The organism is Streptomyces odontomachi (assembly GCF_024435355.1).
GTDB lineage: Bacteria > Actinomycetota > Actinomycetes > Streptomycetales > Streptomycetaceae > Streptomyces > Streptomyces odontomachi.
In genome coordinates, this window is the sequence record NZ_JAMJWG010000013.1 from 186,213 (window position 1) to 204,395 (window position 18,183).

The window sequence follows — 18,183 nt, forward strand, 5'->3', positions numbered from 1 at the left end:
GGCGGCCCCGGGAGAGGTAGGGTCGTACCCGGTCGGGGACAGGACATCCCATACAACTCGCCGGCCCCGCACAACCGGCGCACCAACGAGGAGATCGGTACGTGACGATCCGCGTAGGCATCAACGGCTTTGGCCGCATCGGTCGTAACTTCTTCCGCGCGCTGCTGGAGCAGGGTGCAGACATCGAGGTTGTGGCCGTCAACGACCTGGGTGACACCGCGACCACCGCCCACCTGCTGAAGTACGACACCATCCTCGGCACCCTCAAGCAGGAGGTGTCGCACACCGCCGACACCATCACCGTCGGTGACAAGACCATCAAGGTGCTCTCCGAGCGCGACCCCGCGAACCTTCCGTGGGGCGACCTGGGCGTTGACATCGTCGTCGAGTCCACCGGCATCTTCACCAAGCGCGACGACGCCGCCAAGCACCTCACCGCCGGCGCCAAGAAGGTCATCATCTCGGCTCCGGCCAAGGACGAGGACATCACCATCGTCATGGGAGTCAACCAGGACTCCTACGACCCGGCGAAGCACAACGTCATCTCCAACGCCTCCTGCACCACCAACTGCGTGGCGCCCATGGCGAAGGTCCTCGACGAGAACTTCGGCATCGCCAAGGGCCTCATGACGACGGTCCACGCGTACACGAACGACCAGCGGATCCTGGACTTCCCGCACAAGGACCTGCGTCGCGCCCGGGCCGCAGCGGCGAACATCATCCCGACGACCACCGGTGCCGCCAAGGCCACCGCCCTGGTCCTGCCCCAGCTGAAGGGCAAGCTCGACGGCATCGCGATGCGCGTCCCCGTGCCGACCGGCTCGGTCACCGACCTGGTCGTCACCCTGGACCGCGAGGTCACCAAGGACGAGGTCAACGCCGCGTTCCAGAAGGCCGCCGAGGGCGAGCTGAAGGGCCTGCTGTACTACACCGCGGACCCGATCGTCTCCTCGGACATCGTCTCCACCCCGGCCTCCTGCACCTTCGACTCGCTGCTGACCATGGCGGACGGCAACCAGGTCAAGATCATCGGCTGGTACGACAACGAGTGGGGTTACTCGAACCGCATCGTCGACCTCACCGTCTTCGTCGGCGACCGGCTCTGACCGATCGCCGACACGGCAGGCAGACGGCAGGCACAGCAATGCACTAGACAGGGTCCGGACGTGCGCGATGGAGCGCCGCCCGGACCCTGTTCTCGTGTGTGCGGCCCGCCTGTTCGCCGGCCGCACCGCCGGCCGCACCGCGGGCCGCTCGGAACCGGTGACGGGCGCGGGCCGTCCGTGCGGTCCCGGCGCCCGGGTGGCCCGGAGCACAGCGCCACTCAGAGCCCTCCTAGGAGCTTAGGGAAGCCCACTCATGAAGACGATCGACGAACTTCTCACCGAAGGGGTCGACGGCACGCGGGTCTTCGTCCGCGCCGACCTGAACGTCCCCCTCGCCGACGGCACCATCACCGACGACGGCCGGATCCGTGCCGTCCTGCCCACCGTCAAGGCGCTCGCCGAGGCGGGCGCCAAGGTGATCGTCGCCTCCCATCTCGGCCGTCCCAAGGGCGCGCCCGACCCGGCCTTCTCGCTGCTGCCCGCCGCCGTGCGGCTCGGTGAACTGCTCGGCACCCACGTCGCGTTCGCCCAGGACACCGTCGGCCCCGCCGCGCACGACGCGGTCAAGGGCCTGGAGCCCGGCCAGGTGGCGGTGATCGAGAACCTCCGCTTCAACCCCGGTGAGACCAGCAAGGACGACACCGAGCGCGCCCAGTTCGCCGACCAGCTCGCCGCCCTCGCCGACGCCTACGTGGGCGACGGCTTCGGCGCCGTGCACCGCAAGCACGCCTCCGTCTACGACCTGCCCGCCCGGCTGCCGCACTACGCGGGCTACCTCATCGCCACCGAGGTCGGCGTCCTGAAGAAGCTCACCGAGGACGTCAAGCGCCCCTACGCGGTCGTCCTGGGCGGTGCGAAGGTCTCCGACAAGCTCGGCGTCATCGACCATCTCCTGGAGAAGGCCGACCGCATCCTCATCGGGGGCGGCATGGCCTACACCTTCCTCAAGGCCAAGGGCTACGAGGTCGGCGCCTCACTGCTCCAGGAGGACCAGATCCCGGCCGTCCAGGACTATCTGCGGCGCGCCGACGCGCGCGGCGTGGAGTTCGTGCTGCCCACCGACATCAAGGTGGCCGCCGAGTTCCCCGACCTGAAGACCAAGGCGCCCGCACACCCCACGACCGTCGCCGCCGACGCCATCCCCGGCGACCAGATGGGCCTGGACCTCGGCCCCGAGACCGCGAAGCGGTACGCAGCGAAGCTCGCCGACGCGGCCACCGTCTTCTGGAACGGCCCGATGGGTGTCTTCGAGCACCCCGACTACGCCGAGGGCACCAGGGCGGTCGCCCAGGCCCTCGTCGACTCCCAGGGGTTCACCGTCGTCGGTGGCGGTGACTCTGCCGCGGCCGTCCGGATTCTGGGCTTCGATGAGAATGCTTTCGGCCATATCTCGACCGGTGGTGGCGCCTCCCTCGAATACCTTGAGGGCAAGACGCTGCCCGGCCTCGCCGCACTGGAGAACTGACACCTCATATGTCGAACAACACCACCCGCACGCCCTTCATGGCGGGCAACTGGAAGATGAACCTCAACCACCTCGAGGCCATCGCCCACGTCCAGAAACTCGCCTTCGCCCTCTCCGACAAGGACTACGACGCCGTCGAGGTCGCCGTCCTGCCACCCTTCACCGACCTGCGCTCCGTGCAGACCCTGGTCGACGGCGACAAGCTCGGGATCAAGTACGGCGCCCAGGACATCTCCGCCCACGACTCCGGTGCCTACACCGGTGAGATCTCCGGCCCCATGCTCGCCAAGCTGAAGTGCAGCTACGTGGCCGTCGGCCACTCCGAGCGCCGCCAGTACCACGGCGAGACCGACGAGCTGTGCAACGCCAAGGTGAAGGCCGCCTTCAAGCACGGCCTGACGCCGATCCTGTGCGTCGGCGAGGCCCTGGAGACCCGCAAGGCCGGCCAGCAGGTGCCCTTCACGCTGAACCAGCTCGACGGCGCCCTCAAGGACGTCCCTGCCGAGCAGGCCGAATCCATCGTGATCGCCTACGAGCCCGTCTGGGCCATCGGCACCGGTGAGGTCGCCACCCCCGAGGACGCCCAGGAGGTCTGCGGGGCGATCCGCGGCCGGCTCGCCGAGCTGTACTCCCAGGACCTGGCCGACCAGGTCCGCATCCAGTACGGCGGCTCCGTGAAGTCCGGCAACATCGCCGCGATCATGGCGCAGGCCGACGTCGACGGTGCCCTGGTGGGCGGCGCCTCGCTGGACTCCGAGGAGTTCGTCAAGATCGTGCGGTTCCGCGACCAGTAGCACCCGACCGTCCCGGTCGTGACCACGGGTGCGTGCCCACTGGCTCAGGGTGCGCACCCGTGACGGCCCGACCGGTCACGACTACCGGCGGTGTGTAGGCGTTGACAGCGATCCGTCGTACCCTGTCGGGGGCCGGGCAGGCAGTGCGCCCCGAGAGGCACTGTCCGTGCGGCCCCGTGTCGTCCATCCTTATCCGAGGAAGTTGGTCCAGCCGTGGTTCTGGGGTTCTCGATCGCCCTGATTATCTTCAGCCTGCTGCTGATGCTGCTGGTGCTGATGCACAAGGGGAAGGGCGGCGGCCTCTCCGACATGTTCGGTGGCGGCATGCAGTCGTCCGTCGGTGGCTCGTCGGTCGCCGAGCGCAATCTGGACCGCATCACGGTGGTGATCCTGCTGCTGTGGACGGCGTGCATCGTCGTGCTCGGCATCCTGATGTGACACCACGGCCGCGGACGGCGGCCCGCGGTGACACGAGTGCACGCACCTACCCGCGTCCCCTTGTCACGTAGGCATCCCCAGGCGCGGCCTATGATGAGGCCCGCGTGCGGGGGACGGGGTAACTCCTCTCACTGGACGCGCGTTGGGCCTTACGTAGACTTGAGGCCCCGCAGTGGAGCGGAGAAGTGGACTCGCTCCGCGGCACCATCACGCAGGGAGTTACGACCGTGGCAAGTGGCAACGCGATCCGTGGAAGCCGGGTCGGAGCGGGGCCGATGGGCGAGGCCGAGCGCGGCGAGTCCGCGCCACGTCTCCGCGTCTCCTTCTGGTGCTCGAACGGGCACGAGACCCAGCCGAGTTTCGCAAGCGACGCGCAGGTCCCCGAGACCTGGGACTGTCCACGCTGCGGCTTTCCGGCCGGGCAGGACCGGGACAACCCGCCCGACCCGCCGCGCACCGAGCCGTACAAGACACATCTTGCCTATGTGCGCGAGCGACGCAGCGACGCCGACGGGGAAGCAATCCTCGCGGAGGCGCTCGCGAAACTCCGCGGCGAGATCTAGCCATTGAGGCCCGCCAGGACGCTTGGGCGTCCTGGCGGGCCTCCTGCGTTCCGTCTGCGCGCCTCTGTAGCCGCCGGAGCGCTACTCCTGCGTGCCCGTCCCGTGCGCCGCGCCCGTGCCCTCCTGAGGCCATGAGTCCGCGGTGCGGCGCAGTCGTGTGACCACGCCGCACCGTACGGCGACAGGCATGCGGCTCAGCAGGGGCCGAGGTCCTCCCAGTTGCCCCACTCGCCGGTGTCCTTCGGCGCGGTGCCGGTCGTCCACCACCGGGCCTGCCAGAGGTGACCCTCGTACGACACCTGGTCGCCGGCCGTGTAGACGGCGCTGGCCTCATAGGGGGCCGCCGTGCACGTCCCGTCGCCTCCGTCGTCACCGCCGTTCCCGCCGGTGTTGCCGGTGCCGCCGGTGAACGGCTCGAAGATGTGCGAGAAGGCCCAGGTGTCCTGCTCGATGCCGGAGCAGCCATCACTGGCGCCGCCGCCCGGGCAACCGCCGTTGTCGCGTTGCAGCGCCCAGAACGCGATCGTGTCGACGCCCTTGGAGACCGCCCAGTCGTAGACCTCGGTGGCGTCGGCCAGGGTGAAGGTCTCCGCCGGGCCGTAGTCGTCGACGCCCGGCATCTCCGTGATGCCGACCATGCCCCAGAGGTCGGCGGACGAGGTGTTCGGGTAGAGGCCGGCCAGTTGGTCGTGCAGCCCCTGGGCGGCCGACTGGGTGTCGTCCGCCATCTGGTGCGGGTCGGCGCCGTCGTAGTAGTCGAACGTCATGATGTTGGCGACGTCCACCCGGGTGCCGTTGCTCACGGCGTTGCGCAGGACGGCGAGCGCGTCGGAGGCCAGCCCGCCGGTCGTCGTCGGCAGGGTGTAGGAGACCTGGAGCGTGCGCCCGTTGGCCGCCGCCCAGTCCTCGACCTGCTTGATCGCCTTGTTCCGCCGGTCGATGCCCGCGCTGTTGTTCAGCGAGTCGGCCTCGATGTCCATGTCGAGTCGGGTGATGTCGTAGGCCGAGATCACCTGCTCGTACACGGCGGCGATCTTGCTCACGTCGGTGCAGCTGTCGGCGATCTCGGTGTTGGTGGTGTCCGCGGTGTAGCCGCCGAACGAGGGGATGACGTCGCCGCCCCTGTCCTGGATGGTCGCGATGTCGTCGCCGAAGGTGGCCGAGGTGAGCGGGGACCCGCTGTCACCGTTCCAGTAGGCCGTGCAGGATCCGGCGGACGCCGTCTGGATGAACGCCATCGTCAGGTGTGAGGCTCCCGACTCGGCGCTCAGCGCGGCGGGGCTGTCGCCGTTCCAGGCCTCGAAGTACGGGGCGAAGACATGGGCCGGCAGCGGCGTCGCCGCCTGGGCGGTGCCCGTGCTCAGCGCGGTCAGCCCCGCACCGGCCAGGGCCAGTGCGGCCGCCGTCAGCAGGGCTCTGAGCGATCGTGTGCGTCTCATGGCGTGTCCCAGCGGTGAGTGGGGGAGTGGGAAGTGCCCGTGGCCGCCCGCCGGCTCCGTGCGCCGACGGGCCGGGCGACAGTGCTCGACACAGAAGTAGGCCAGCGCCCCCGGGATGGTCAATGGTCTGGACCAAATTGGATGAGACCAATTTTCGGGCCATGTCGCTGACCAGCGGTTCACCCGTACGCCGGGGTGTCGCCGCAGGGGCCATGTGCCCGGCCGGGGCGCCATGCCGCGCACCCGTTGCGACACCTTCGGCACCTATAGTGTGTGGGCCCGCGGGAATGTGGGGACCCCGTTGCCCGGTGGCTCCTGCCGGGGTCGGTGGCTCCGGCGGGCGGGCGGTACGCACGGCTCGTACGAGAGAAGGCTGAAGTCCGACATGAACGCAGACAGCCGAGCCAGGCTCAACCAGACGCCCGCGTGGACGGCTCTGGTCAAGCACCGTGAAGAGCTGGGAGACGTGCAGCTGCGCGAGCTGTTCGACGCCGACCCCGAGCGCGGCACGAGGTACACCCTCCAGGTCGGCGATCTGTACATCGACTACTCCAAGCACCTCGTCACCGACGAGACGCTGGGCCTGTTGCAGGAACTGGCCGCCGCCACCGGCGTGGCCGAGCTGCGTGACGCGATGTTCCGCGGTGACAAGATCAACACGACCGAGCACCGTGCCGTGCTGCACACCGCTCTGCGCCTGCCGAGCGACACCGTCGTCGAGGTCGACGGTCAGAACGTCGTCCCCGAAGTGCACGCCGTGCTCACGAAGATGCGCTCCTTCTCCGACCGCGTCCGGTCGGGCGAGTGGACCGGCCACACCGGAAAGCGCATCAAGAACGTCGTCAACATCGGCATCGGCGGCTCGGACCTCGGCCCCGCGATGGCCTACGAGGCGCTGCGCCCGTACGCGGACCGGGGCCTGACCGTCCGTTTCGTCTCGAACGTGGACGGCGCCGACCTGCACGAGGCGCTGCGGGACCTGGACGCCGCCGAGACGCTGTTCATCATCGCCTCGAAGACCTTCACCACCATCGAGACGATCACCAACGCCACGTCCGCGCGCACCTGGCTGCTCTCGGAGCTGAACGCCGGTCAGGAGGCCGTCGCCAAGCACTTCGTGGCGCTGTCGACGAACGCCGAGAAGGTCGCCGACTTCGGCATCGACACGGACAACATGTTTGAGTTCTGGGACTGGGTAGGGGGCCGCTACTCCTACGACTCCGCCATCGGCCTCTCCCTGATGATCGCCATCGGCCCCGACCGCTTCCAGGAGATGCTGGACGGCTTCCACCTGGTCGACCGCCACTTCCGCGCGGCCCCGCCCGAGCAGAACGCGCCGCTGCTGATGGGTCTGCTCGGCATCTGGTACGACAACTTCCACGACGCCCAGTCCCACGCGGTGCTGCCGTACTCGCACTACCTGTCCAAGTTCACCGCGTACCTCCAGCAACTGGACATGGAGTCCAACGGCAAGCACGTCGACCGCGACGGCCACGAGGTCGACTGGCAGACCGGCCCGGTCGTCTGGGGCACCCCCGGCACCAACGGCCAGCACGCCTACTTCCAGCTGCTCCACCAGGGCACCAAGCTCGTACCCGCCGACTTCATCGGCTTCGCGGAGCCCGTCGCCGACCTCGCGCCGGCGCTCGTCCCGCAGCACGACCTGCTGATGGCCAACTTCTTCGCCCAGACCCAGGCGCTGGCCTTCGGTAAGACGCCCGACGAGGTCCGCGCGGAAGGCGTGCCCGAGGACCTGGTCCCGCACAAGACCTTCAAGGGCAACCGCCCGACCACCACCATCCTCGCGAGCACCCTGACCCCGTCCGTACTGGGCCAGCTCATCGCCCTCTACGAGCACAAGGTCTTCGTCCAGGGCGCGGTGTGGAACATCGACTCCTTCGACCAGTGGGGCGTCGAACTCGGCAAGGTCCTCGCCAAGCGCATCGAGCCGGCCCTCACGGAAGGTGCGGCGGTGCCCGGTCTCGATCCGTCCACCACCGCGCTGGTGGGGCGGTACCGGAAGATGCGCGGGCGGTAGGCGCAACGGCGCACGCGGGCCGCACGGCTCCTCGCCCGGCAGGTCGCTGCCGGGCGGGGAGCCGCCGCCTTTTCCTGGCCGGAAGGCGAAGCCTGGAGGGCGGCTCGAGCGTCCCCGCGGCCCCGGCCATCTTTACATCGTTGTAAACGACTCCTACGCTGACGCTGCCCCGGTTCCTCCTCCCCCCCCACCAACCGGAGTTCCCATGATCGTCGGCTCCCGGCGGATCACCGCCTCCGCACGCCTCACGCGTCACTCGGCCCTGACGGCGCTCCTGCTCGTCCTCGTCGCAGGGCTGCTCAGCTTCCACGCACCTCCCGCGTCCGCCGCGAGCGGCACGCTGCTACGGGACGGCACCGGGCTGTACCCGCGTGCCGTGCGGCTGGAGCACAGCGGTGCCGACAACGGGCGGATCCTCGCGTCCGTGGTCACCTTCGACGGCAACAACGGGTTGGGCGCCGTCTACGAGAGCACCGACGACGGCGGGTCCTTCCGCCAGGTCGGCACGGTCGGCGATCCCCAGGCGGCCGGCGGCCGGGGCCTGTGCTGCTCGACGCTGTTCGAACTGCCGCAGCAGGTCGGCGGGTTGCCGGCCGGCACGCTGCTGTGGGCCGCGTCCGTCGGACAGGACACCGCAGACCGCCGCATGTCGATCCGCGTCTTCGCCAGCACGGACGTGGGCCGCAGCTGGTCGTACCTGTCCACCGTCGCCACCGCACCGAACGACCGCGGGCTGTGGGAGCCGGAGTTCTCCGTCGACGCGCAGGGCAACCTGGTCTGCCACTACTCCGACGAGACCGACGGCACGCACAGCCAGAAACTGGTGGCCGCCCGCACGTCGGACGGTGTCACCTGGACCGGTCACCACGACACCGTGGCCAGCGCGCTCGGCTCGGACCGGCCCGGGATGGCGGTCGTGCGGAAGCTGCCGAACGGCAGCTACTTCATGACGTACGAGATCTGCGCCGCCGCGGGCCAGTACGTGTGCGTGGTGCACTACCGGACCTCGGCGGACGGCTGGGACTGGGGCGACCCGACCTATCTCGGCATCCGCCCCGAGACCGCGGACGGCAAGTACTTCAAGCACGCCCCGACGGTCGCGTGGTCGCCCGAGCCGGGCAATCCGCAGGGGAAGCTGTTTCTGGTCGGCCAGGTGATGTACAACCGGGACGGCACCGTGGCCTCCGGGAGCGGGCGCACCATCTGGACCAACAGCGCCGGTGGCACGGGTGCGTGGCGTGAGGTGGCCGCGCCGGTCGCGGTGGACTCGTCCACCGTCGACTACTGCCCCAACTACAGTTCCGCGCTGTTGCCCTCGGCGGATGGCACGCGGGTGTTGGAGATCGCCACGGACTATGCCGGTACGGTGTGCAAGCCGTACTTCGCCACGGGCGCCGGCTGAGGCCTGTCCGGCGACCACGTCGTCGGTCGCCGCCCTGCGGTCCGGGGTGCGCCCGTGCGGTCCGGGGTGCCCCCGGGGCTTCGTCGCGGTCTTCCCGCTACCTCGTGGCTTGTCGCGCAGTTCCCCGCGCCCCTTGTGCGTGGGCGCCCTTGTCCGCCGGTGCGGCTTGGCCGGTGCTCGGTCGCCAGCTGTTCGCCCTGGGGCGGGGGCGCGGGGGGATGCACGTGCTCGATCCGGCGCGGCACCGTACGCCGTCCGGTATGGGCCGTTCAGCGCCGGCTGCTGCGCGCGCACATCCCCCCGCGCCCCCTCCCGCCTCGTACGCGACTGCCCTCCCGGTGGCACCACCTGTGGCCCCGATCGGGGAAAGCCGCCGACGGCGAGGAGGGGACGTGGGGGTATGTGCGCGCAGGATCCGGCGCAAGTGCCGGGCTCTGAAACGGTCAACGTCCAGGTGCCGGACCGAGCACGTACATACCCCCACGTCCCCGACCCCCACCGCACAGCGGGCGCCCCCCGCAGAGGGACGGCCCACGGCGCCCACGAAAGAGGGGCGCGGGGAACTGCGCGACAGGCCACGACGCGCCGGTCAGACCGGGACGGGCCCCGGGGGGCACCCCGAGCCGCCCCCGGGCGAGGGCTCGTCGGGGCCTGCCCGGTGGCGCACGGCGCTCGCGAATGAGGGGCGCGGGGAACTGCGCGACAGGCCACGGCGTGGCCGTCAGACCGGAACGGACGCCAGGGGGCACCCCGAGCCGTCCCCGGCGTGGCCGTCAGACCGGAACCGGCCCGGGGGGCACCCCGAGCCGCCCCGGGAACGGGGTCACGGCGAAGCCGGCGGGTAGAGCCCCCGCGGCAAGCGGGCCGCTGCTGCCGCGTCCAGAAGCCACAGCGTGCGGGCCCGCCCGTACGCCCCCGCGGCCGGGGCGAGGATCTCGCCGGCCCCCGACAGGGCGATCTCCACGGCCCGTGCCTTGTCCTCGCCCGCGGCCAGCAGCCACACCTCGCGAGCCGCACGGATGGCGGGCAGCGTGAGGGTGACACGCGTGGGCGGCGGCTTGGGTGCGCCGTGCACCCCGACCACCGTGCGCTCGGTCTCGCGCACCGCGGGCAGCTCGGGGAAGAGGGACGCCACATGCGTGTCGGGGCCGACGCCCAGCATCAGGACGTCGAACGTCGGCACCGGCCCGTGGTCCTCCGGGCCCGCGGCGGCGGCCAGCGCCGTGGCGTACGCGGCTGCCGCGGCCTCCACGTCCCGCCCGTAGGCACCGTCGGACGCGGGCATGGGGTGCACGCGTGCCGGGTTCAGGGGCACCGAGTCGAGCAGGGCCTTGCGGGCCTGCGTGTCATTGCGCTCCGGGTCGTTCTCCGGGAGGAAGCGTTCGTCGCCCCACCACAGGTCGAGACGGGACCAGTCGACCGCGTCCCGGGCGGGCGCAGCGGCGAGGGCGGCCAGCAGGCCGTTGCCGTTGCGCCCGCCCGTCAGGACGACCGAGGCCGTACCGCGGGCGGTCTGCGCATCCACGATCTTCGTGATCAGCCGAGCCGCCGCGGCCTGCGCCATCAGCTCCTTGTCGCGGTGGACGACGAGCTGAGGAGCCGTGGTCACTTCGCCGCCGCCTTCTTCGAGCGCGGCTTGGCCTTCGTGTCGGACGCCGATTCCTCCACCGGGCCCTTCACGGGCGGCTCCGCCTGTGCCTGCGGGGCCTGTGCCGCATCGCCACCGGAGTGCCCCGGCGACATCGCGCCGCGCCCGGCGTCCGACAACCGTTCCACCCCGTACCGCAGGGCCGAGGCGTAGGTGTCGTCCGGGTCGAGCCGGCGCAGCTCCTCCGCTATGAGTTCCGCCGTCTCACGCCGGTGCAGCGCCACCGCCCGGTCCGGCTGGCCGTGGATGGACAACGTCGCCAGCGAGCCGTCCGCACGGTCCAGCACGATCGGCCCGCAGTCCGTCTCCATCCGGACGGCCGTCAGGCCGGGGCCGGCGGACAGCGCACGCTCGACGGGTACGGAGAGCCGATCCGCGAGCCACATGGCGAGCAGCTCCACGCTCGGGTTGAACTCCTCGCCCTCCACCACCGCGGCGGTGACCTGGCAGGCCACCTGGTCCAGGGCCGCTGCCAGCATCGAGCGCCAGGGTGTGACACGGGTCCAGGACAGATCCGTGTCGCCGGGCGTGTAGGTCCCGGCGCGTGCCTCCAACTCCTCAGCCGGTGAGGCGGCTGCGTAGGTGTCGGTGACACGGCGCTGCGCCAGGGCGCCGAGCGGGTCCTGGGCCGGGTCGAGCGGTGCGTTCACCGGCCACCAGACGACCACGGGGGCGTCCGGCAGCAGCAGCGGCAGCACCACGGACTGGGCGTGGTTGACCACCTCGCCGTACAGCCGCAGCACCACCGTCTCGCCGGTGCCGGCGTCCGCGCCGACCCGTACCTCGGCGTCCAGCCGGGAGTGGGTACGGTCACGGGGCGTACGCGAGACGCGCTTGACGACCACGAGGGTGCGCGAGGGGTGCTCGCGCGACGCCTCGCTGGCCGCCTTCAGCGCGTCGTAGGCGTTCTCCTCGTCGGTGACGATGACCAGGGTGAGCACCATGCCGACGGCGGGGCTGCCGATCGCGCGCCGGCCCCGGATCAGGGCCTTGTTGATCTCGCTGGCCGTGGTGTTCGTCAGGTCGATGTTCATGGCCGACGCCAGCTCCGTCCGTCTCGTTCGAGCATTTCGTCCGCCTCGGCGGGTCCCCAGGTGCCCGCCGGATACTGCGCCGGCTTGCCGTTCTTCTCCCAGTGCTCCTCGATCGGGTCGAGGATCTTCCAGGACAGCTCGACCTCGGAGGTGCGCGGGAAGAGATTGGCGTCGCCGAGCAGTACGTCGAGGATCAACCGCTCGTACGCCTCGGGACTGGACTCGGTGAAGGACTCGCCGTAGGCGAAGTCCATGGACACGTCCCGCACCTCCATCGAGGTGCCGGGCACCTTGGACCCGAACCGCAGGGTCACGCCCTCGTCCGGCTGGACGCGGATGACCAGGGCGTTCTGCCCCAGCTCTGCGGTGGCGGTGGAGTCGAAGGGGGAGTGCGGGGCGCGCTGGAAGACCACCGCGATCTCGGTGACACGGCGGCCGAGGCGCTTGCCGGTGCGCAGGTAGAACGGCACACCGGCCCAGCGGCGGTTGTCGATCTCCAGCTTCACCGCCGCGTAGGTGTCGGTCTTCGACTTGGGGTCGATGCCCTCTTCCTGGAGGTACCCGATGACCTTCTCACCGCCCTGCCAGCCCCCCGTGTACTGGGCCAGCACGGTGTCCTCGCCGAGGTCCTTCGGGAGCCGCACCGCACCCAGCACCTTCGTCTTCTCGGCGGCCAGCGCGTCCGCGTCGAAGGCGGCGGGCTCCTCCATCGCGGTGAGCGCCAGCAGTTGGAGCAGGTGGTTCTGGATGACGTCACGGGCGGCGCCGATGCCGTCGTAGTAGCCGGCACGGCCACCGATGCCGATGTCCTCGGCCATGGTGATCTGCACGTGGTCGACGTAACTGCGGTTCCAGACCGGTTCGAAGAGGGTGTTGGCGAACCGCAGCGCCAGGATGTTCTGGACGGTCTCCTTGCCCAGGTAGTGGTCGATGCGGAACACCTGGTCCGGGCCGAAGACCTCGTGGACGATCGCGTTCAGCTCCTGCGCGGACGCCAGGTCGTGCCCGAACGGCTTCTCGATCACGGCGCGCCGCCAGGAGTCCTCCGACTGGTCGGCCAGGCCGTGCTTCTTCAGCTGCTGCACGACCTTCGGGAAGAACTTCGGCGGGACCGACAGGTAGAAGGCGAAGTTGCCGCCCGTGCCCTGGGCCTCGTCGAGTTCGTTGAGGGTCGTCCGCAACTCCTCGAAGGCCGCGTCGTCGTCGAAGGTGCCCTGGACGAAGCGCATCCCCTGGATGAGCTGCTGCCAGACCTCCTCCCGGAACGGCGTCCGGGCGTGCTCCTTGACCGCGTCGTGGACCTCCTGGGCGAAGTCCTCGTGCTGCCACTCGCGGCGTGCGAACCCGACCAGGGAGAAGCCCGGCGGCAGCAGGCCGCGGTTGGCCAGGTCGTACACCGCCGGCATCAGCTTCTTGCGGGACAGGTCACCCGTGACACCGAAGATCACCAGGCCCGACGGCCCCGCGATGCGCGGGAGCCGTCGGTCTGCGGGATCACGCAAGGGGTTCGCCCTGGCGGAAGAGGGGACTGGATCTCGGAGGGTGCCGGTCACGGCGCTCAGCCCTCCGCGGGGGTGAGGCGGTTCAGCTCGGCCTCGGTGGATGAGAGCAGGTCGTTCCACGAGGCGGCGAACTTCTCGACGCCCTCGTCCTCCAGCACCTGCACCACATCGTCGTAGGACACGCCGATCTTCCCCAGCGCGTCCAGGTCGGCCTTGGCCTGCTCGTACGTGCCGGCGATCGCGTTGCCCCCGGCCTCGCCGTGGTGGGCCACCGCTTCCAGGGTGGCCTCCGGCATGGTGTTCACCGTGCCGGGCGCGACCAGGTCGTCGACGTACAGGGTGTCCTTGTAGTCCGGGTTCTTCACACCGGTGGACGCCCACAGTGGACGCTGCCGGTGGGCGCCGGCGCGCTCCAGGGCCTCCCAGCGGTCCGAGCCGAAGACCTCTTCGTAGGCCTGGTAGGCCAGCCGGGCGTTGGCCACGGCCGCCTTGCCCTTGAGCGCCTTGGCCTCGGCGGTGCCGATCTTGTCCAGGCGCTTGTCGATCTCGGTGTCCACCCGGGACACGAAGAAGGACGCCACCGAACGGATCTTGGACAGGTCGAGGCCGGCGGCCTTGGCCTTCTCCAGGCCCGCGAGGAAGGCGTCCATCACGGCGTGGTAGCGCTCCAGCGAGAAGATCAGCGTGACGTTGACGCTGATGCCGAGGCCGATGACCTCGGTGATCGCCGGGAGGCCCGCCTGGGTGGCGGGGATCTTGATGAAGGTGTTCGGCCGGTCCACCAGCCAGGCGAGCTGCTTGGCCTCGGCGACGGTGGCCCCGGTGTTGTGGGCCAGCCGCGGGTCGACCTCGATGGAGACCCGGCCGTCCTGACCGCCGGTCGCGTCGAAGACCGGCCGGAGGATGTCGGCGGCGTCCCGGACGTCCGCCGTGGTGATCATCCGTACGGCCTCTTCCACCGTGACCTTGCGTGCCGCGAGGTCGGCGAGTTGCTGCTCGTAGCCGTCGCCGCTGCTGATCGCCTTCTGGAAGATCGTCGGGTTGGTGGTGACGCCCACGACGTGCTGCTCGTCGATCAGCTCGGCGAGGTTGCCGGACGTGATGCGCTGGCGCGACAGGTCGTCCAGCCAGATCGCCACGCCTTCGTCGGAGAGGCGCTTCAGTGCGTCTGTCATGGAAATTGCATCTCCTGCTTCTGGGAGTCGGTGGTATAGCGGCGTTTCGTTGTGTAAAGCGTCGTAGCGTCCTATACCAGCGTCAGCGCTGGGCGGCGGCCAGGGATTCCCGGGCCGCGCTGGCCACCGCTTCGGCCGTGAAGCCGAACTCGCGGAACAGCACCTTCCCGTCCGCGGACGCACCGAAGTGCTCCAACGAGACGATCCGTCCCGCGTCGCCGACGAAACGGTGCCAGGTCAGGCCGATCCCGGCCTCCACCGACACGCGAGCCCGCACCGACGGCGGCAGCACCTCGTCCCGGTACCCCTGGTCCTGCTCGTCGAACCACTCGACGCACGGCATCGACACCACGCGGGTCGGCACGCCGTCCGCCTGGAGCTGCTCGCGGGCCGCCACGGCGATCTGCACCTCGGAACCGGTGGCGATCAGCACGACCTCCGGAGCCGTGCTCTGCCCGGTGGGCCCTTCGGCGTCCAGCAGCACGTATCCGCCGCGCACCACGTTCTCGTTCGGCTCGTACGCCGGCACGCCCTGGCGGGTCAGGGCGAGACCGTGCGGGGCGCCCTTGCCGAACTGCTTGGTGTAGCGGCGCAGGATCTCACGCCAGGCGATCACGGTCTCGTTGGCGTCCGCCGGACGGACCACGTTCAGGCCGGGGATCGCGCGCAGGCTGGCCAGGTGCTCGACGGGCTGGTGCGTCGGGCCGTCCTCGCCCAGACCGATGGAGTCGTGCGTCCACACGTACGTCACCGGCAGGTGCATCAGCGCCGACAGCCGCACCGCGTTGCGCATGTAGTCGGAGAACACCAGGAAGGTGCCCCCGTAGATACGGGTGTTGCCGTGCAGCGCGATGCCGTTCATGGTCGCGGCCATCGCGTGCTCGCGGATGCCGAAGTGGATCGTGCGGCCGTACGGGTCCGCGGTCGGCAGCGGGTTGCCCGCCGGCAGGAACGAGGAGTTCTTGTCCAGGGTGGTGTTGTTCGACCCGGCGAGGTCGGCGGAGCCGCCCCACAGCTCGGGCACGACCTCACCCAGCGCCTGGAGCACCTTGCCGGAGGCGGCACGGGTGGCGACGGACTTGTCCGTCTCGAAGACCGGCAGCGCCCCCTCCCAGCCGGCCGGCAGCTCGCCCGCGGCGACCCGGTCGAAGCGCGCGGCACGCTCCGGGTCGGCGGTGCGCCAGGCCGCGAAGCCCTTCTCCCACTCGGCGCGGGCCTCCTGGCCACGGTCGAGCAGGCGGCGGGTGTGCGCCAGCACCTCGTCGGGGACCTCGAAGGCCTTCTCCGGGTCGAAGCCGAGCACCCGCTTGGTGGCGGCGACCTCGTCGGCACCCAGCGCCGAGCCGTGCGCCGCCTCGGTGTTCTGGGCGTTCGGGGCGGGCCAGGCGATGATCGAGCGCATCGCGATGAACGAGGGCCGCTCCGTCTCCGCCTTCGCCGCCTGGATCGCCGCGTACAGCGCCTGCGGGTCGAGGTCGCCGTCCTCCTTGGGCTCGACGCGCTGGACGTGCCAGCCGTAGGCCTCGTACCGCTTTACGGTGTCCTCGGAGACCGCGGTCTCGGTGTCGCCCTCGATCGAGATGTGGTTGTCGTCCCAGAGCAGGATCAGATTGCCCAGCTTCTGGTGGCCGGCCAGCGACGAGGCCTCGGCGGAGATGCCTTCCTGGAGGCAGCCGTCACCGGCGATCGCAAAGATGTGGTGGTCGAACGGCGAACTGCCGGGCGCCGTCCGGGGGTCGAAGAGCCCGCGCTCGTAACGGGCGGCCATCGCCATGCCCACGGCGTTGGCGACGCCCTGGCCCAGCGGCCCCGTGGTGGTCTCCACGGCGGCCGTGTGGCCGTACTCCGGGTGGCCGGGGGTCTTCGAGCCCCAGGTGCGGAAGGCCTTGAGATCGTCCAGCTCCAGGCCGAAGCCGCCCAGGAAGAGCTGGATGTAGAGGGTCAGGGACGAGTGCCCTGCGGACAGTACGAAACGGTCCCGGCCGGTCCAGTTCGGGTCCGCCGGGTCGTGCCGCATCACCTTCTGGAAGAGGGTGTACGCGGCCGGGGCCAGGCTCATCGCCGTGCCGGGATGGCCGTTGCCGACCTTCTGTACGGCGTCCGCGGCCAGGACACGCACGGTGTCGACTGCTCGCTGGTCCACCTCGGTCCACTCGAGATCTGTGATCGTCGGCTTGGTGCTCACCCTGAGTCAGGGCTCCTCTCCGCAAATGCTCGGAACTACCGGCGCTCTTCGCTCCCTGCCGCTTCCTCGCGGTGCTTCGCGTTCACCGGCCGCGTCGAGCGTACCGCTGGGGGTGGCCCGCCCTTCGCCCCGTTCCGGCCTTCGTCCGATGGCCGTCGGGTGGCCCGGTCCGGGTCCCCGCCCCTCCGGTCCCGCTGGTCCCGGCGTGTCGGCAGGCCTGGTGGCGCGGCATCAACACGACGGACCCCCGCGAAGGGCGAGGGATGGGCAACGTCTACAGTGGCGTGGTACGCGCGAGCCTTCACCGGGACCTCACAAACCATGGCTCGCTGGAATGTGTCTTTCACAGGGGTGTGCGTGACGGCCGTTGAATCCCGTCCAGCGGGAGCTGAGTCCCGTCCTGGGGGTGCCTCCCATGCCGAAGAGGCCGCGGGGGAGCGCGGGACGAACGCGGTGCGCCGGTCGTTCGGAGCCCGGGTCAAGGCGTTCGTGGCGCTCACCAAGCCGCGCATCATCGAACTGCTGCTGATCACCACCGTCCCGGTGATGTTCCTCGCCGCCCAGGGCGTGCCGGACCTCTGGCTGGTCGTGACGACCTGCATCGGTGGCTACCTCTCCGCGGGCGGCGCCAACGCGCTCAACATGTACATCGACCGCGACATCGACGCCCTCATGGCGCGCACGGCGCAGCGTCCGCTGGTCACGGGCATCGTCTCGCCACGCGAGGGCCTGGTCTTCGGCCTGTCGCTGGCCGTCATCTCCACCGCGTGGTTCGGGCTGCTCGTCAACTGGCTGTCCGCCTGGCTGTCCCTCGGTGCGCTGCTCTTCTACGTCGTCGGCTACACGATGATCCTCAAGCGGCGCACGTCCCAGAACATCGTCTGGGGTGGCATCGCCGGCTGCATGCCCGTCTTCATCGGCTGGTCCGCGGTGACCGACTCGCTCTCCTGGGCGGCGGTCGTCCTCTTCCTCGTGATGTTCTTCTGGACGCCGCCGCACTACTGGCCGCTGTCCATGAAGGTGAAGGACGACTACGCCAGGGTGGGCGTACCGATGCTCCCGGTGCTCGCCTCCAACAAGATCGTGGCCCGGCAGATCGTCATCTACAGCTGGGTGATGGTCGCCGTCTCCCTTCTGCTGACGCCGCTCGGTTACACCGGCTGGTTCTACACGACGGTGGCGCTGCTCACCGGCGGCTGGTGGCTGTGGGAGGCGCACGCGCTGCTGAACCGCGCCAAGGCGGAGCAGTCCGGCGCGAAACTGAAGGAAATGCGCCTGTTCCACTGGTCGATCACCTATGCGTCGCTGCTGTTCATCGCGGTGGCGGTGGACCCGTTCCTGCACTGACGGGAGCGCATCGGCGCCCTGCGTCCGGTCCCGCCGAGCGTGGTGGT

General features: G+C 70.2%; 14 protein-coding genes. 8 read left to right on the forward strand and 6 right to left on the reverse strand.

What is annotated here, in order from left to right:
• Positions 1–101 precede the first annotated feature (101 nt).
• From gap to NQO67_RS25560, 5 genes are all read left to right on the forward strand, one after another.
• Positions 102–1,106 carry a type I glyceraldehyde-3-phosphate dehydrogenase gene (gene gap / locus NQO67_RS25540; protein WP_255952592.1) on the forward strand — a complete coding sequence of 335 codons (1,005 nt, stop codon included), beginning with the start codon at positions 102–104 and terminating at the stop codon, positions 1,104–1,106.
• A gap of 253 nt (positions 1,107–1,359) precedes the next feature.
• Entirely contained in the window at positions 1,360–2,571 is a 1,212-nt protein-coding gene (locus NQO67_RS25545) for a phosphoglycerate kinase (RefSeq protein ID WP_255952593.1), read from the forward strand.
• A gap of 8 nt (positions 2,572–2,579) precedes the next feature.
• Entirely contained in the window at positions 2,580–3,365 is a 786-nt protein-coding gene (gene tpiA, locus NQO67_RS25550; RefSeq protein WP_255952594.1) for a triose-phosphate isomerase, read from the forward strand.
• Between the two features lie 213 nt (positions 3,366–3,578).
• Positions 3,579–3,803 carry a preprotein translocase subunit SecG gene (gene secG, locus NQO67_RS25555; RefSeq protein WP_255952596.1) on the forward strand — a complete coding sequence of 75 codons (225 nt, stop codon included), beginning with the start codon at positions 3,579–3,581 and terminating at the stop codon, positions 3,801–3,803.
• A gap of 227 nt (positions 3,804–4,030) precedes the next feature.
• Positions 4,031–4,366 (forward strand): RNA polymerase-binding protein RbpA, encoded by a 336-nt coding sequence (locus NQO67_RS25560; protein WP_119105043.1) that lies wholly within the window; start codon positions 4,031–4,033, stop codon positions 4,364–4,366.
• A gap of 194 nt (positions 4,367–4,560) precedes the next feature.
• Here the strand turns inward: NQO67_RS25560 and NQO67_RS25565 are convergent, their stop codons facing one another.
• Complete coding sequence (locus tag NQO67_RS25565; RefSeq protein ID WP_255952597.1) at positions 4,561–5,805, reverse strand: chitinase; 1,245 nt, start codon at positions 5,803–5,805, stop codon at positions 4,561–4,563.
• Positions 5,806–6,190: 385 nt separating this feature from the next.
• On the opposite strand from NQO67_RS25565, the gene pgi reads away from it, so the two are divergent.
• A complete protein-coding gene (gene pgi / locus NQO67_RS25570; RefSeq protein ID WP_255952598.1) occupies positions 6,191–7,843 on the forward strand; it encodes a glucose-6-phosphate isomerase in 1,653 nt (550 codons plus the stop codon).
• A 205-nt stretch (positions 7,844–8,048) separates the two neighbouring features.
• A complete protein-coding gene (locus NQO67_RS25575; RefSeq protein ID WP_255952599.1) occupies positions 8,049–9,245 on the forward strand; it encodes an exo-alpha-sialidase in 1,197 nt (398 codons plus the stop codon).
• A gap of 823 nt (positions 9,246–10,068) precedes the next feature.
• Here the strand turns inward: NQO67_RS25575 and pgl are convergent.
• The 5 genes from pgl to tkt form a co-directional block, all read right to left on the reverse strand.
• Positions 10,069–10,854, reverse strand: a complete 786-nt coding sequence (pgl, locus tag NQO67_RS25580) for a 6-phosphogluconolactonase (protein WP_255952600.1) — start codon at positions 10,852–10,854, stop codon at positions 10,069–10,071.
• Positions 10,851–11,927 (reverse strand): glucose-6-phosphate dehydrogenase assembly protein OpcA, encoded by a 1,077-nt coding sequence (gene opcA, locus NQO67_RS25585; protein WP_255952601.1) that lies wholly within the window; start codon positions 11,925–11,927, stop codon positions 10,851–10,853. The genes pgl and opcA overlap by 4 nt, the downstream gene beginning before the upstream one ends.
• A complete protein-coding gene (zwf, locus tag NQO67_RS25590) occupies positions 11,924–13,480 on the reverse strand; it encodes a glucose-6-phosphate dehydrogenase (RefSeq protein WP_255952602.1) in 1,557 nt (518 codons plus the stop codon). Before zwf ends, opcA begins: the two co-directional genes overlap by 4 nt.
• A gap of 5 nt (positions 13,481–13,485) precedes the next feature.
• Positions 13,486–14,604: a transaldolase gene (tal, locus tag NQO67_RS25595; RefSeq protein ID WP_255952603.1), complete on the reverse strand. Its 1,119-nt coding sequence runs from the start codon at positions 14,602–14,604 to the stop codon at positions 13,486–13,488.
• 82 nt (positions 14,605–14,686) lie between these two features.
• Positions 14,687–16,789 (reverse strand): transketolase, encoded by a 2,103-nt coding sequence (tkt, locus tag NQO67_RS25600; RefSeq protein ID WP_255952604.1) that lies wholly within the window; start codon positions 16,787–16,789, stop codon positions 14,687–14,689.
• 357 nt (positions 16,790–17,146) lie between these two features.
• On the opposite strand from tkt, the gene NQO67_RS25605 reads away from it, so the two are divergent.
• The gene (locus NQO67_RS25605) at positions 17,147–18,136 is read left to right on the forward strand and encodes a heme o synthase (RefSeq protein WP_374119094.1); all 990 of its coding nucleotides are present in this window, start codon (positions 17,147–17,149) and stop codon (positions 18,134–18,136) included.
• Positions 18,137–18,183 lie beyond the last annotated feature (47 nt).

Excerpts from the sequence above, each read along its gene's own strand:
- NQO67_RS25545 (WP_255952593.1), top strand. The coding sequence starts at position 1,360 with ATGAAGACGATCGACGAACTTCTCACCGAAGGGGTCGACGGCACGCGG.
- tpiA (WP_255952594.1), top strand. The coding sequence starts at position 2,580 with ATGTCGAACAACACCACCCGCACGCCCTTCATGGCGGGCAACTGGAAG.
- NQO67_RS25565 (WP_255952597.1), bottom strand. The coding sequence starts at position 5,805 with ATGAGACGCACACGATCGCTCAGAGCCCTGCTGACGGCGGCCGCACTG.
- pgi (WP_255952598.1), top strand. The coding sequence starts at position 6,191 with ATGAACGCAGACAGCCGAGCCAGGCTCAACCAGACGCCCGCGTGGACG.
- NQO67_RS25575 (WP_255952599.1), top strand. The coding sequence starts at position 8,049 with ATGATCGTCGGCTCCCGGCGGATCACCGCCTCCGCACGCCTCACGCGT.
- opcA (WP_255952601.1), bottom strand. The coding sequence starts at position 11,927 with ATGAACATCGACCTGACGAACACCACGGCCAGCGAGATCAACAAGGCC.
- tal (WP_255952603.1), bottom strand. The coding sequence starts at position 14,604 with ATGACAGACGCACTGAAGCGCCTCTCCGACGAAGGCGTGGCGATCTGG.